The organism is Microcystis aeruginosa NIES-2549 (assembly GCF_000981785.2).
In the GTDB taxonomy this organism is placed as follows: Bacteria; Cyanobacteriota; Cyanobacteriia; order Cyanobacteriales; family Microcystaceae; genus Microcystis; species Microcystis aeruginosa_C.
Genome location: NZ_CP011304.1, coordinates 1,393,876 through 1,409,282, shown reverse-complemented (window position 1 = coordinate 1,409,282; position 15,407 = coordinate 1,393,876). Strand labels below are relative to the sequence as shown.

At 42.5% G+C, this 15,407-nt stretch carries 11 protein-coding genes, 1 tRNA gene and 2 pseudogenes; 6 read left to right on the top strand and 8 right to left on the bottom strand.

What is annotated here, in order from left to right:
* The first annotated feature begins 80 nt into the window (after positions 1 to 80).
* Positions 81 to 977, top strand: coding sequence for a polyphosphate kinase 2 family protein (locus myaer_RS06710; RefSeq protein ID WP_046661511.1), 897 nt, complete (start codon positions 81 to 83; stop codon positions 975 to 977).
* Between the two features lie 81 nt (positions 978 to 1,058).
* Positions 1,059 to 2,768, top strand: a complete 1,710-nt coding sequence (ureC, locus tag myaer_RS06705; RefSeq protein WP_046661510.1) for an urease subunit alpha — start codon at positions 1,059 to 1,061, stop codon at positions 2,766 to 2,768.
* 155 nt (positions 2,769 to 2,923) lie between these two features.
* Here the strand turns inward: ureC and myaer_RS06700 are convergent.
* Positions 2,924 to 2,997, bottom strand: a tRNA-Arg gene (locus myaer_RS06700).
* Positions 2,998 to 3,040: 43 nt separating this feature from the next.
* Here myaer_RS06700 and moaC point away from each other — a divergent pair.
* Complete coding sequence (gene moaC, locus myaer_RS06695) at positions 3,041 to 3,541, top strand: cyclic pyranopterin monophosphate synthase MoaC (protein WP_046661509.1); 501 nt, start codon at positions 3,041 to 3,043, stop codon at positions 3,539 to 3,541.
* Between the two features lie 59 nt (positions 3,542 to 3,600).
* On the opposite strand, the pseudogene myaer_RS22445 reads toward moaC, so the two are convergent.
* The 3 genes and pseudogenes from myaer_RS22445 to myaer_RS06685 form a co-directional block, all read right to left on the bottom strand.
* Positions 3,601 to 3,790, bottom strand: a pseudogene (locus tag myaer_RS22445) (hypothetical protein).
* Positions 3,791 to 3,829: 39 nt separating this feature from the next.
* Positions 3,830 to 7,495 (bottom strand): magnesium chelatase subunit H, encoded by a 3,666-nt coding sequence (bchH, locus tag myaer_RS06690; RefSeq protein WP_046661508.1) that lies wholly within the window; start codon positions 7,493 to 7,495, stop codon positions 3,830 to 3,832.
* A 75-nt stretch (positions 7,496 to 7,570) separates the two neighbouring features.
* Positions 7,571 to 7,873, bottom strand: a pseudogene (locus tag myaer_RS06685) (flavin reductase family protein); the annotation flags it as partial.
* Between the two features lie 477 nt (positions 7,874 to 8,350).
* Between myaer_RS06685 and myaer_RS06680 the strand changes: the two are divergent.
* Together myaer_RS06680 and myaer_RS06675 are read left to right on the top strand one after the other, a co-directional pair.
* Positions 8,351 to 8,635, top strand: coding sequence for a UPF0175 family protein (locus tag myaer_RS06680; RefSeq protein ID WP_002754799.1), 285 nt, complete (start codon positions 8,351 to 8,353; stop codon positions 8,633 to 8,635).
* On the top strand, positions 8,622 to 9,053 hold the full coding sequence (locus tag myaer_RS06675) for a DUF3368 domain-containing protein (RefSeq protein WP_046661507.1): 432 nt from the start codon (positions 8,622 to 8,624) through the stop codon (positions 9,051 to 9,053). Before myaer_RS06680 ends, myaer_RS06675 begins: the two co-directional genes overlap by 14 nt.
* A 123-nt stretch (positions 9,054 to 9,176) precedes the next feature.
* On the opposite strand, the gene myaer_RS06670 is transcribed toward myaer_RS06675, so the two are convergent.
* A complete protein-coding gene (locus tag myaer_RS06670; protein ID WP_046661506.1) occupies positions 9,177 to 10,907 on the bottom strand; it encodes a diflavin flavoprotein in 1,731 nt (576 codons plus the stop codon).
* Between the two features lie 365 nt (positions 10,908 to 11,272).
* Between myaer_RS06670 and myaer_RS06665 the strand changes: the two genes are divergently transcribed.
* The gene (locus myaer_RS06665) at positions 11,273 to 11,566 is read left to right on the top strand and encodes a hypothetical protein (protein WP_046661505.1); all 294 of its coding nucleotides are present in this window, start codon (positions 11,273 to 11,275) and stop codon (positions 11,564 to 11,566) included.
* 124 nt (positions 11,567 to 11,690) lie between these two features.
* Here the strand turns inward: myaer_RS06665 and hypF are convergent, their stop codons facing one another.
* Genes hypF through myaer_RS06650 form a run of 3 tightly spaced genes read right to left on the bottom strand, consistent with a single transcriptional unit; the run spans position 11,691 to position 15,128 of the window.
* Positions 11,691 to 13,955 (bottom strand): carbamoyltransferase HypF, encoded by a 2,265-nt coding sequence (hypF, locus tag myaer_RS06660; protein ID WP_046661504.1) that lies wholly within the window; start codon positions 13,953 to 13,955, stop codon positions 11,691 to 11,693.
* A 50-nt stretch (positions 13,956 to 14,005) separates the two neighbouring features.
* The gene (locus myaer_RS06655; RefSeq protein WP_046661503.1) at positions 14,006 to 14,680 is read right to left on the bottom strand and encodes a hypothetical protein; all 675 of its coding nucleotides are present in this window, start codon (positions 14,678 to 14,680) and stop codon (positions 14,006 to 14,008) included.
* Between the two features lie 52 nt (positions 14,681 to 14,732).
* Entirely contained in the window at positions 14,733 to 15,128 is a 396-nt protein-coding gene (locus tag myaer_RS06650; RefSeq protein ID WP_046661502.1) for a hypothetical protein, read from the bottom strand.
* Positions 15,129 to 15,407 lie beyond the last annotated feature (279 nt).

Genomic DNA, 15,407 nt, shown 5'->3' with positions numbered 1-15,407 from the left:
GCCAGTTTAAGAGTTAGATATTTTCCGAGCAAAAGTGCTACAATGTAATTTTAGGGGTCAAAACAATCAAGGAGAAGAGCATGGTCAGCAAAATTGATCGCCAAGCATTTTTACAATCCTTAATAGTGCCACCGGGTAAAGAAATTTCTCTGCACAAAGACTACGATCCCGGGTTTAAGCCAGACTACATTACCAAAGAAGATGCCACGCTGCTGCTGCAACAGGGGATCGAAAAAATGGCCGAGTTTCAAGATAAACTTTATGCCCAGGATACCTATGCCCTGTTAATTAATCTGCAAGCCATGGATGCGGCGGGTAAAGATGGTACGATCAGACACGTTATGTCCGGCTTAAATCCCCAAGGCTGTCAGGTATTTAGCTTTAAAGTACCCTCGGCCGAAGAACTAGACCACGATTATCTCTGGCGATATTATAAAGCCTTACCGGAGCGGGGTCGTATCGGTATTTTTAATCGTTCTTACTACGAAGAATTATTAGTCGTGCGCGTCCATCAAAATTTATTGGAACGGCAAAAACTCCCCCCAGAAGACAGAACCAAGAAAGTTTGGCAGCGACGTTTTGAGGAGATTAATAATTTTGAAAAATATCTGGTTAACAATGGGGTTATTGTCCTAAAATTCTTTCTCAATGTTTCTAAAGGAGAACAGAAAAAACGATTTTTAGAAAGAATTGATCGCCCCGAAAAAAATTGGAAGTTTTCCGAAAATGATGTCAAAGAAAGAGCTTTTTGGGGTGATTACATGAAAGCCTACGAGGAGGTATTCAATCATACCAGTACCGAATGGGCCCCCTGGTATATTATCCCGGCTGATCGCAAATGGTTTACTCGTTTAGCTGTGGGGGCGGTTATTTATCACACCCTGGAATCCCTCGGTTTAAAATATCCCACCGTTACCGAAGAACATCGCCAAGCTTTACTGAAAGCCAAAGAAATCCTGGAAAATGAGCCAGATTAAAAATGGAAGAAAATCCCTAAAAAGCGATAATTCCTGGAAAATTGATCGTATAATCAATGTCGATTTTCAAGAATTCCCCCTATGAATTATCGCATCGATCGCCGCACCTATGCAGAAACCTACGGCCCCACCGTCGGAGATAAAGTTCGCCTCGCAGACACGGAATTATTTATCGAAGTCGAAAAAGATTTCACCACCTACGGCGATGAGGTAAAATTCGGCGGCGGTAAAGTAATTCGCGATGGGATGGGCCAATCCCCCATTTCTAGGGAAGATGGGGCGGTGGATCTAGTGATTACTAATGCCTTAATTCTCGACTGGTGGGGCATCGTTAAGGCCGATGTGGGCATTAAAGACGGCAAAATTTATAAAATCGGTAAAGCGGGTAATCCCCACATTCAAGATAATGTCGATATTATTATCGGTCCTGCTACCGAGGCATTAGCCGGGGAGGGGATGATTTTGACAGCAGGGGGGATTGATGCTCATATTCATTTTATCTGTCCCCAACAAATTGAGACAGCGATTGCGTCGGGGATTACCACGATGATTGGTGGCGGGACTGGACCTGCGACGGGAACTAATGCCACCACCTGCACCCCGGGAGAATGGAACATCTATCGAATGCTAGAGGCGGCCGAAGCTTTCCCGATGAATTTGGGTTTTTTGGGTAAAGGCAATAGCAGTCAGCCGGAAGGACTAGCGGAACAGGTAAAAGCGGGGGTAATTGGCTTAAAACTCCATGAAGATTGGGGAACCACTCCGGCAGCCATTGATACCTGTTTAAGCGTGGCCGATAAGTACGATGTGCAGGTGGCGATTCATACCGATACTCTCAATGAGGCCGGTTTTGTTGAGGCCACTATCGCCGCTTTTAAAAATCGCGTCATTCACACCTACCACACGGAAGGGGCCGGCGGTGGTCATGCTCCCGATATTATCAGGGTTTGCGGGGAAATGAACGTTTTACCCTCCTCTACTAATCCCACCCGTCCCTATACGACGAATACCTTAGAGGAACACCTTGATATGTTGATGGTTTGTCATCATTTAGACCGGAGTATTCCCGAAGATGTGGCCTTTGCCGAATCCCGCATCCGCCGAGAGACTATTGCCGCCGAGGATATTCTCCACGATTTAGGGGCTTTTAGCATCATTTCCTCCGATTCTCAAGCGATGGGACGGGTGGGGGAAGTAATTATCCGCACTTGGCAAACTGCCCACAAAATGCGGTTACAACGGGGCAGACTGACCGGGGAAACGGGAGAGAATGATAATCTGCGGGCAAGACGATATATTGCTAAATATACGATTAATCCTGCTATTACCCATGGTGTCTCCGATTATGTCGGTTCCATCGAGGTGGGCAAATTAGCCGATTTGGTTCTCTGGAAACCGGCATTTTTTGGCGTAAAACCGGAAATTGTCCTGAAAGGCGGTTTAATCGCCTGGGCGCAAATGGGCGATGCTAATGCCAGTATTCCCACACCCCAACCGGTTTATATGCGTCCCATGTTTGCCTCTTTTGGTGGTGCGATCGCCAAAACTTCCTTGACATTTGTTTCTAAATATGCTATGAAAGCGGGCATTCCTGAGAAGTTAAAGCTGAAAAAAACCGCCGTGGCAGTGTCGAATACGCGCAATATCAGTAAGGCTAGTATGAAGCTAAATGACGCTTTACCGCGCATGGAAGTTAATCCCGAAACCTACGAGGTGCGTGCTGACGGGGAATTATTAATCTGTGAACCGGCTACGGTTTTACCTATGGCCCAACGCTATTTCTTATTTTGAATTCTGGTTTACTTCAATTTAACCTCAGTCCCCTTGCAGAAAAAAAAATAAATACACTTGTTCTATATTAGGGACTTGGGGGAGATGGGGTAGAAAACCAAAGGAATTAGGAACCATAGGTTCCTAATTCCTGTAGTATATGCCATTGTATCTAACGGGCTTGGAGAGACTCGAACTCCCGACCTTGTGGTCCGTAGCCACACGCTCTAATCCACTAAGCTACAAGCCCTTGTTTTTCTCAACAGTAAACCAATATAGCACAGGTTCATTCAATGACGCAAGAGGGTAAAGAAAAATTATCTCATCTCGATGGCCAAGGCCAGGCCCAGATGGTGGATGTATCGGAGAAAATGCCCACTAAACGCACTGCTATCGCCCTAGGACAAGTGAGAATGCTAAAAACGACTTTTGAAGCCATAGAACAGGGAAATGCGCCTAAAGGTGACGTTTTAGGGACGGCCAGACTAGCGGGAATTATGGCGGCCAAACAAACTTCCTGTTTAATTCCCCTTTGCCATCCCTTACCCCTGCAAAAAATCAATGTTCAGATTATCCCGAAAGCAGAGTTACCCGGCTACGAAATTCGCGCAGAAGTGGTGACAAAATCGGAAACAGGGGTAGAAATGGAGGCTTTAACGGCGGTATCTGTGGCAGCCTTGACTTTATACGATATGGCTAAAGCGTTAGAAAAATCAATCCTGATTGAAAATATCCGTCTGCTGAGTAAAACAGGAGGGAAATCAGATTATGCCAAGGATTCCCTGTTGCGATGAAAACCCGGGTGCATCTCACATTTGCAGAAATACCGACAATCAGCAATTATCAGTGACTCTTAAATTATTACAGATGGGTCAGCGGCTGCGTGTAAGCATCCCACCGAAAAACTAATGCGCGGGGGGTTTGGGGGGTTCTACCCCCCAACGGGGGGTTTGGGGGGTAGAACCCCCCAAAGGCTTGGATTGAGTGGTAAAATCGGAAGTAATGACCGATTTTAGCCGAGAGTGTCCCCGTAAAAATCCCAACTTGGTAGATTGACAAAAATGAGATGCAGCCTAAAAACCCTAAGTAACCCCTTCTAACTTTTCATCGGTCAATTGATATAATTCCTGTAATTTCTCTAATTTGTCGGGGTCTGCTTGCCAAAAACCGCGACCCTGTGCTTCTAACATTCTACCGACAATATTACGGAAAGCTTCGGGATTAGCTTGACGCAATTTTTCCGCCATTTCTGCATCAAAAGCGTAGGTATCGGCTGCCTGATCATACACCCAATCGTCACTAAAATTAGCCGTACCGCCCCAACCAATTAAAGCGGTCATTCTTTGGGAGATTTCGTAGGCCCCACCGGAACCTTGATTAACCATGGCATTAGCCCATTTAGGATTGAGTAATTTACTGCGGTATTCTAAGCGCAAAACCTCCTCTAATTTGCGGGGAGTTGTATCATTGGAAAAACTCTCGACAAAACTCGTCATCACCCGTTTACCGCTTTGTTTTTCTGCGGCTAATTTTAATCCTCCCGTGTTGCCGTAGTATTCCTGAATATCGGTTAAACCGTATTCTACCGAGTCAATTTCTTGGATAATACTTTCACTGGTTTTTAATAACTGTTGTAGCACTTCTGGCCGCGCTTGTCCCTTATCTTGACGACCATAACTAAAAACATTACGCTTTTCCCAAGTTTTCGCTAATTCGTTGTCATTGTCCCAATTTCCCTCCACTACTTGGTCATTAACTAAAGAGCCAAAATCCCCAGCAGGATTGGAAAATAAACGAGCGCTGGCATTGTCAATCCCTTGACTTTTTAAGGCTAAATAGTGCTTACGGATATAATTATCATTTTCCGATTCTTCTATCTCGGCTGCCCGCTGCATTAAATCATCCAATAACTCGATAATATTGATAAAAGTATCGCGAAAAATTCCCGATAAATTAGCCAAAATATCGATGCGCGGGTGTCCAATTTCCCCTAAAGGTTTTAATTCATATCTGACAATTCTTCCCGTTCCCTCTTTCACTGGTTCCGCACCGACTAATTCTAGGAGAATACCCAGGGATTCACCCTTAGTTTTAATCACATCTAATCCCCAGAGTAAAACTGCTACAGTTTCGGGATATTTTCCTTTTTCGGTTAAGTTTTGTTCTAGCAGTTTTTTGGCGATTTCTCGTCCGCGAGTGTAGGCTGCGGGGGAAGGCATCCGGTAGGGATCCAAAGCGTGTATATTGCGTCCTGTGGGTAAAACTCCCGCACCATCCCGGAGTAAATCACCCCCCGGTGCCGGTGGTACATATTCCCCATTTAATCCCCGCAAAAGATTAGTTAATTCTTCGCTATTTTGTCCTAATAAATTTTTAATAGCAATGCCTTCTTTAAGCTTTTCATTGGTTGCTTCGTCAGCGATAATTTGCTGAAATTCTCGCTCAGATAAATCGGTAAAATAAGCATCAAGATAACCTTTTAATTCTTCCTGGTTGGGAGCAGTTCCTAGGGTGTGTAAACCCGAAGAAAATAGTCTTTGTTCGACGATTTGTAAGTAATTATACACCTTGACAAAATAATCGGTTAGTGCATAGCGGCTAAATAATTTGGCATTTTCTAAAGTGAATTCTATTCCCTGTTTTTCTGCTTCCAGAAAAGGACAATCTTTAGAGATACCTGTATCAATAATCTTTTGAAGAATACTATCTCTTAAAGCGTAATTTTTCTCAGGATTTTCTCGAAACTCGGCAATCAAATCTCGTAAAATCATCAATTCTTTATATAATCCCGCTCGTCCGTAGGGAGGCACATTATGGGAAATTAACACCCCATAACCGCGACGTTTAGCTAAGATAGATTCCGAGGGATTATTAGCGGCATAAATATATAAATTCGGTAAATCTCCTAATAAAATATCTGACCAAGAATAACCAGTATTTCCTAGGGGTGAACCGGGCAGCCATTCGACAGTTCCGTGCATACCAAAATGAACGATAGCATCGGTCTTAAAATCTTTTTGTAACCACTGATAAAAGGCTGCATACTGAGGGTGAGGAGTTAAATCTTTTTCAAACATTAACCGCATCGGATCCCCAGCAATGCCTAAAGGTGGCTGCACTCCAATCCAGATATTACCTAACTCAATTCCCCCTAAATGATACTGGTCGCCAATGGTTTTTATCCCCGCATCTTTCAGAGATTTCCAGTGTTTTTCAATGCGAGAAGTTAACAGATAACCTAGCCAATTTTCTAAAGTTTCTATCGATAAACGATTTTGTTTAGAGAGATTTTCATCATCGGCAAATTTAACTTTTTGAATAATTTCTTCCCCGTCTTCGGGAATTGTTCCCACATTATAACCCTGCGCTTGCAAAGCTTGTAAAAACTTAACTAAACTCCGGGGAACATTTAATAAAGCTGCCGTACCAACTGCCCCATAACCCGGGGGAAATCCATAAAGAATGATGGCTATTTTGCGTTCTTGCGGAGGGGTTTTATGTAACTTAATCCAACTATTTAAACGTCCAGTTAAACGCTGTAATCTTTCGGGGATTAAATAGATAGTTTCCCCGACTAATCCCCCCAGAGGAATTGTATCAATTGCCCCGTCTAATTCTGGTAAAGCGTATAAAACCACACTCTGTAAACCACCGATTCCCTGTCTTGTCCAAGAATAAATATCTTGAATTAATAAAGGGGCAGCGATAAGATAAGGAATATTTTTAGCGGACAGAATTCGTTTAGCCACTTCTACCTGTCTTCCTGCTTCCATAGAACCCGCGGGACCCCCCACCAAAGGAAAGCCAATCGTCGAAACAATTGCATCTACTGTCACCGCATCTTGACTTAAAGAAGGAGTTTCAATGATTCCTTTTTTTCTTTGCTGAATTTCGTAGTCTGTGGTTAACCAATCCCGAACAATTGTATGGCCTTCTACTCCGTTAATAAACACGGGTAGGGGAATTAAATTAGCCGTTTCAAAATGACGGATTAATTGATTAATATAGGGCAATTTACTGATAACGTGCTTCCGATAAAGCAGCAGTGCCACCACTGGTTTATCAAGGGATTTATTTTTTTGATACCAAGTCAAATATTCTTGGGGAGTGAGAAAATAACCCTGATAATCGGGGTGTAATAGTCCCTTATTAGGAGTTTCAATAACTTCGGGTATTTCCTGTACTTTTAATCCTAGATATTTTTGGGCAATTACCCAACACATAGCGGCAACATTTTCGGTTCCTCCCGCATTCCAATAACCGTAGATAATTAACCAATTACGCAAATCTTGAACTTTTTTAGCGGGAATAAATTTCAGTAGTTTCGGACCTGTTTTGAGGAAACTAAGATAACCAGCTAACTTATCTTCTTCCTTGCCACTGGAAAATTTACTCAAGATAAATTGAATTGGTTTTGGCATTCCTTTTGGTTTATCCCCGATGGCAAATTCTCCCAAACGGGTTAAACTCATTAACTCTAAAGCAGACTCAAAAACTAAGCGAATCGGAATCTGTGCCGCTCGTTGCCGCAGCCAAGTAACTTGATCGTAATCGAAGATCAAACTAGCAAAAAAAACGTCGGCAGTGGCTAAAGCTTGCTCGACTATTTCCGGTTCGCTAGTCAAGGATTTATCGCTAAATACTTTTACTTCTAAATCGGGACATTTAGAACTGGCCAACAGGCCCGATTGCCGATACAAATTCCTGTTAAAGGTTTCAAAGCCAACAATTAAAACAATACTTTTCATAAGAATATATTTTTAGACCAATCAGGGTGGGTTATCCTGCCTGAAAACACCCCCTGAAATGATCATAACGACAAATTAATAATAACTGCCAGATTTGCGATGATGGATGGCGGTTAAACCCTGGTGTAAAACCTTACCTTTTTCTGCGATCGCATAAAGCAGCCAATGATCACCGCACTCCATTCGTTGTTCTACCCGACATTCCAGATAAGCGAGCGCTTCGGCCAGAATCGGCCCACCGTTCTCAGCTTTAGTGGTTTCGATATGAGCAAAACGGTCTTCCCCGGGGGAAAAAGGTTTAAGAAAATGCTTCATTAAAGCCAAATGTTGACCTTCTTGGAGGATATTAAGGACAAAATGGATATAAAGTGGGTAGAGTCGATGGGAGGTATTATCCTCCAGCAATTCTCATTTTAAGGTTTCATGACATTAAAACCCTTGCACCTAGAGGGGTTAATAATTCTTAACGAATCTCTAGATCGCTGAAACAACGCAAAATCGTTTCAAAATGAGAATTGCTGCCACTATCTCACCTGCATCGGTCTAACACCCCCTTAATAAGACTTATAGCAGAGAACGAGTTGGTTAGGACAACCTAAATCGCTAAAATTCAGTTCTGGCAAGGATTTTCCTTCTGCCTTCTGCCCTCTGCTATAATAGCGCACTGTGCGGTTTAATCACCTCAATCAGGAGTCAGGAGACGATGCCAAATCAGATTATACTTCATCTTTATGACAAACGCTGTAAGCTGTAATAATTAAGAGGCATCTTAAAAAAAGTCAGAAACCCTTCTGTTCCCTGTTCCGGAGTTCCCTTGTCTCTAAAGTTAACTTTATTTTTAACTAGGTACTTAGAATGAAAAATGAAATATTAAATCTAGAATTTTCTCCCGATGTTCTTGCCGCTTTAAAAATAGGAATTGATGAACTCGGTCAAGAAATTAAACTTCTGGCCGCTATTTATTATTTTCAAGAAAAGCGACTTTCTTTAGGAAAAGCGGCGGAATTAGCGAGAATTAATCGCCTAGAATTTATGGATATTTTGTCTAAAAAAGGGATTGTATTGTTTGATTATGACGAATCGGCGTTAGCGGTTGAATTAAAGGGAATAGAAAAACTGGAGCCTGATGATTGTAAGTAACGCTACTCCCCTCATCGCTTTTGCGCGAATTGGTCAACTCGGTCTTTTACAAGAAATAGTTAAAAGCATCATTATTCCTAAGGCGGTAGCTCTTGAAATCAGCACTTACGATCAAGACAAAACTGGCTCGATCGATCTATTACGAGAACAGTGGATTTCTGTCCGAGAAATCGCCTCTCAACAGCAGGTTTCCTTACTATTACCGACTCTGGATCGAGGAGAATCAGAAGTCATCGTCCTTGCACTAGAACAAAAAGCCTCTTTAGTGCTTATCGATGAATTAGCTGCTCGTCAGGTATGTAAATCTCTCAATATTCCAATTACAGGTTCGATCGGTATTTTAATTAAAGCAAAACAGTTGGGAAAGATCGCTGCAGTCAAACCTTACATAGAAACGATGCAACAACAAGGCATATAATACAGCCAGAAATTTATTGATCTTGTTTTACAAACAGTAGCAGAAGGATAGGGGAGAGTATTGTTCACTTTCGGGATCAGCCGAAACCCTTGTTTTTTGCGATCCCTTGCCCGTCACCATGAGTTAATAATAACTGCCAGATTTGCGATGATGGATGGCGGTTAAACCCTGGTGTAAAACCCTGCCTTTTTCTGCGATCGCATAAATCAGCCAATGATCACCACACTCCATTCGTTGTTCTACCCGACATTCCAGATAAGCGAGCGCTTCGGCCAGAATCGGCCCACCGTTTTCAGCTTTAGTGGTTTCGATATGAGCAAAACGATCTTCTCCGGGGGAAAAAGGTTTAAGAAAATGCTTCATTAAAGCCAAATGTTGACCTTCTTGGAGGATATTAAGGACAAAAGGCGTACCGCTATAAAGCAGAGACTCGATCGCTCGTTCTTTCGCCACGGCAATAGTCAATCCGGGGGGTGTGAACGTCGCTTGCGACACCCAAGAGGCTAACATGGCGCCGCGCAATTCCCCCAATTCGCAGGTGACGATACAGAGAGAACCCACCAAACGTCCCAGGGACTGCGATCGCCGATCGCTTTGGGATTGGTTAACATTAGTTTTCGGTTGTCTGCTTTTGCGAGCTTTTTTGACTGCTTGAGCGAAATCGGTTCCCGCTTCCTCACAGGTCTTTAAAACTGCCTCTGTGGGCTTAAATTTAACCCGAATTGGCTCAAAACCGAAGCGATAACCGCCATCCCGGAATTTACCTTCCAAAAGATCGATCGCTTCCCCACTCCAACCGTAGGAGCCAAAAACCCCCACCAGCTTGCTTTTATCGCCATTGGACAGGGTAATCCCCAAGGCGGTTTGGATGGGAGTCGGTGCGTGTCCTCCCAAAGTGGGGGAACCAAAGATAAAACCGACACTTTTTTCGATCGCCGTTTTGATCTCGTCTGGTTCAGCGAACTCGGCATTAATCGCCGTGACTGCTACTGCCGCTTTCGTGATCCCCATGGCGATCGCTTGAGCGAGGGTGGCGGTGTTGCCGTAGGCACTAGCATAAATCAGGGCGATTGTCAACTCTTGGGACTTTTGTACTGCTAACCATTGTTGATAGGAAAGGGTCAATTCGTGCATCGCGTAACGCACCAACGGACCGTGACCAACAGCATAAAATAAGGGCGATTTAGCGGCTAATTTCTCCAAAGCGTTGCTAATTTGGCTGGCATAGGGAGCCATGAGACAATCAAAATAATAACGCCGATCTTCGTTATAAACGCTCCAACCCTCATCAAAAATTTGGTCGCCACAAACGTGCGCTCCGAATAATTTATCGGTGTAGAGAATATCAGTTTTGCTGTCGTAGGTACAGAGTTGATCGGGAAATCTGGGGTTAGGAGTGGGGATAAATTCTAATTGATGATTTGCTCCTAAATTTAATATTTCTTCCCCCTTGACAACGAACAGATTTAATGCTTCGGTTTCGAGAATTTTTGTCAGGGAAATTGCCCCCGGATTAGAACAAACAAAAGTGACTTGAGGAGCGATTTCTAAAAGTGCCTTGAGGGTGACGGCACGATTGGGGTTAACGTGACCGAGGATAATATAATCAATAGTTTTCGGATCGATTCTTTTAGTTAAAGCCTCTAAAAATATATCCGAGAATGATTCTCCCGGTGGATCAAAAAGAGCGACCTTTTCACCTTTAATCAGATAACTATTGGCGGTGGTTCCCTTTTGTAATCCGTATTCGATCTCGAATTTTAACCGGTCCCAAGTGCGGGAACGAAAGACAAAAGTATCGGCGGCTATCGGTGCTACTTGTACATCTCTCGGTTTGACAATTGCATTATTCATAATTTTAGTTACCAGTTATCAGTTAATTAGTCAAGTAGTTAAGCGGCAACTTGAGGCTGTCATCATTTTTTACTTGGCAAGTTTTGCATCAAAGTCAACACTTGATTTTTGACTAAATACAGCCTTTTATCGCTGGGGACGAGTGGGGAAATTTGCGGGTTATCTTGCCAGCCGGAAGGACATCAATATCTAAAGTACACCATCTCCGGGAAGAAACCTAGCTTCTAGCGATTTGCTCGCGGGTAAGGATACCCCTCTGGGGGGATTTGCCAGTCTATTGAGAAATTCTAAAGGGAACGTGATCCCCAGAAGCGAGGTGCTAGTCTGAGGGAAACCCTGCTCTTTCTCTATCAGGCAAAGTTTTTATGAGCTATCAGCACTCGTCTTTTGACTGCACTAGCGCCAATTTTGAGAAAGCCGCTTTGAGTCATTTTCGCACTCTTGTGGCTTTTTTACCGGATAATTGCCGTGTTTACCGACAAACCTGGGAATTTTCTACGGTTCTCTGTCTCGATTTTCTAGCCTGTTTGCAGGGACTAGCAATCACCCGTCAAAATTTTGCCCATCTAGTTAATGTGACACAAGAACTGGGTTTAGGTCAAGCAATTATTTTGAAAGTAGGCAATAAAATCGTCGAGTGGCATCGTTTAACATTCTAGAAAAAAATCGGCTCTCTCTGTGTTCTTCGTGTCTCTGTGGTTTATCTTTAACGCTTATAAATACCTCTTACCTCTTGCCTCTTGCCTCTTGCCTATCCTAACCAAGAAGTTAATTTTATCCTATCTAGAACCGTTTAAGTTCAGAAAAAGCCCCGATAATTTGACCAAGGCTAATACCACCATCATTAGTGGGGACAGTTTGCTGCCAGTAGGGTTGAAATCCCGAAGCTTGTAGGCGATTAATTGTTCTTTCCGTTAGATAACGATTTTGAAAACAGCCTCCCGTCAGGAGAATTTTTTCTCTACCTATTTGGTGAGCAATTTCTACAATAATCTCACTTAAACTATTATGAAATTTAGCGGCAATTATGCCGATTTGTACTGGTTTTTCTAAATCTTCAACAACTCCTAAAATTATCTGATTCCAATCAATAACTATGGGGGAGTCGGCGGATAAAGAAAAATGATAATATTCTTCCGTTTTAATGCCTTCAAGGGCAAATTCTAACTGCATTGCTCCCTGTCCCTCAAAACTTAATTGATAACATAAACCTAGAATCGCCGCCACACCATCAAACAAACGTCCGACACTAGAAGTTAAAGGACAATTAATTTTTCTGGTTAACATTTGCCTAAAAATAGACCATTCCTGTTCACTAAAAGCTGATTTTATCCTATCAGTATTTTCCATAACTTCTAGTAATCCTAAAGCTACTCGTCTGGGTTCTTTAACTGCTTTTTCTCCTCCGGGTAATGGCCAGGGTTTAAAATGGGCGACGCGCTGCCAAGAATCGGCAGCAATATGGATAAATTCTCCCCCCCAAATTGTGCCGTCTAAACCGTATCCTGTTCCATCCCAAGCAACCCCTAAAACTGGAGGTTGTAGCTGATGTTCTGCCATGCAGGATAAAACGTGAGCGTAATGGTGTTGAATGGGAATAACGGGCAAATTTAAGCTATAAGCGTACTTGGTTGCTAGATATTCAGGATGAGCATCACAGGCAATAACTTCGGGTGCAAACTCGTATAATTTTTTTAAACTATCGAGGATATTTTCAAAATGATTGACAGCATTAACCGTATCTAAATCGCCGATATGTTGACTAATAAAAACTTGATTTTTTTGGTAGATAGCCACGGTATTTTTAAAATAACTTCCCACGGCCAGAATCGGGGTAAAATCTCCCTCATTAACTTTAACTGGAAAGGGAGCATATCCCCGCGCACGGCGCAAAATCATCGCTTTTCCCGCCATTTCCCTGATAATAGAGTCATCCACTGGTCGAACTATGGGACGATTATGAACTAGAAATAAATCGGCGATTTTTCCTAATTTTTCTAAAGCTTCTTTTTCCTCAATACAGATAGGTTCATCGGCTAGATTACCACTGGTTGCTACAATAGGAAAGCCTAATTCTGCTAATAAAAGATGATGCAGGGGAGTATAGGGTAACATGACTCCTAGATAGGGATTACCCGGAGAAACCGAAGGAGAAAGATAATTTTTTCTTTGTTTAATCAGGACGATTGCCGCAGCAGGAGACTGCAATAATTGCGATTCTAAAGAAGATACATAACCGTGGTTTTTCACTAACTCAAGATTAGGATACATCACGGCAAAAGGCTTATCTGGTCGCTGTTTACGTTGTCGCAATTTTTGCACTGCTTCCGTATTTTTTGCATCGACAACTAGGTGAAATCCTCCTAACCCTTTGATCGCTATAATTTTTCCCTGTTTAATTGCTCTAGCAGTAGCGATTAAAGCTTGATCTTTTTCCGCTAATACAGAGCCTTGACTATCTAAAAGACTAATTTGGGGTCCGCAACTAGGACAGGCATTCGGTTGGGCATGAAAACGGCGATCCAGAGGGTTTTCGTATTCCCTTTGACATTCGGGACACTGATTAAAATCCCTCATAGTTGTGGCACTGCGATCATAGGGTAAACTCTCGATAATACTGTAGCGAGGACCGCAGTTAGTGCAGTTAGTAAAAGGATAGCGATAACGACGATTATTAGGGTCAAAAATATCGGCTAAACAATCGGGACAAGTGGCTAAATCGGGCAGAACAATTGTATTTTTTTCACCGCCGCTGCTAGGACGTATGCTAAAGTTTTGATAACCGATAGGATTTAACCATTGATTCTCAATATTTTCAATTAGCGATTGAGGTGGTTTTTCTAAAGATAATCGATTCAAAAAAGTTTCTAGTTTGTCTCGATTGCCCTCGACTTCAATAAAAACTCCCGCTGCTGTATTATTCACCCAACCAGTTAGGTTTAATTCCGTTGCTAATCGATAAACAAAAGGACGAAAACCGACCCCTTGTACTGCTCCGCGCACAATTAAAGCTAATCGCTGATCGGATTGAATGCTCTGATTATTCATAAATAATTTAACGGAGAAATTATCAAATCTATCCCTGATTACTTTTCCCGTTATACTAAACTTTCACTAATCACCCGACAGCATTCTTCCACACTGGCCCTTTTTTCCATAGCTATCACTAAAGCTTGATAGGCAGTCTGTTGTTTTTCTAAAAGAGTTTTTGCCTGTAATAAACTCCAGCGCTCTTTTTGGGCATAATTATTCTCAGGAACCCCCGCTAATTTTAAGGCCGATTGCAGATAAAATCGATCGCTTTCTCCCCCCTCCGCTTTACCATAAACTAAGGTTTCGGCAGCAATTCCCGCCATCCACACCGTAGAAATTCGCTCTAAAAAAGCAGGAAAATCGGTAAAGTTCTTGACTTTTTGCTCTAAATCTGCTATGTCAAATTGAACGCCGCCGACTCCCTCCTGGCCTTGACGAAAGGCTTCCCAGGCGGTCAAACTATAACTGGCGATCGGAATGCCCAAAATATAAGCGGTGAGAAAATGTCCGGCTTCGTGGTGAATAACTCTTTGACGGTGTTTACTGGGAGAAAGAGCATCCAGTAGTAAAGTCACGCCCCGGTTATTAAAGGTGAGAGTATCGACGGTAACTAATCCCAAGAGGCTAAGAGTAGCTAAAGCGGGGACAAAAGGCGAAATAGACAGCAAAGGGGTGACAAATACGGAAAGAGTGATCGAAAAAACGGTAATCGCGATCAGATTTAAAGCTGTCTGTTCCATAAAAATTAATAAAAATATACAAATGCTTAATACTATGTTACATGGCCTAGTTTTATTTTCCCCGAATCCAGTTTTTTACCCCCCCGATTTTTTCAGCTAAATCGGGAATTTTTCCCACGGATGCCTCGATGAGTTGCACTCTTTCATTTAAACCGGTGATTTTTGCGTCTAAAGTCCTGATTTCTCCCTTAATTTCCGTCTGTCCTATCTCTAAGACCTGAATTTCTCTTTTGATCTCTCCGACACTATTCTCGATCGCTTTTTGTCCATTCTCCAGAGAGGTTAAACGAGTTTCGATCGCTTTTTGTCCATTCTCCAGAGAGGTTAAACGAGTTTCGATCGCTTTTTGTCCATTCTCCAGAGAGGTTAAACGAGTTTCGATCGCTTTTTGTCCATTGATAATCAGATTTTCTAACCTTTTTAGGTCATTTTCCGTAAAAGCCGTCATCAGCTAAACTCCTAATAGATTAATTTTTTCTCGTCTTGAGATTGAGTCGATCGTTGACTAATTTAATTATGGAGTCAAAATCAAACTGTTACCCACTGATAGTTCTAGCTTCGACGCGGCAATAGGGATTTAGGGTGATAGGCAAATTTCCCCCACTTCCCCACTTCCCCTTTACCATAAATAAACATTATTGTTTTCCACTATGGATAACTTTTATTGATGAATATCGATCGCACTATGCAAGAGGCAATAGAGATTTAGGGTGATAGGGAAATTTCC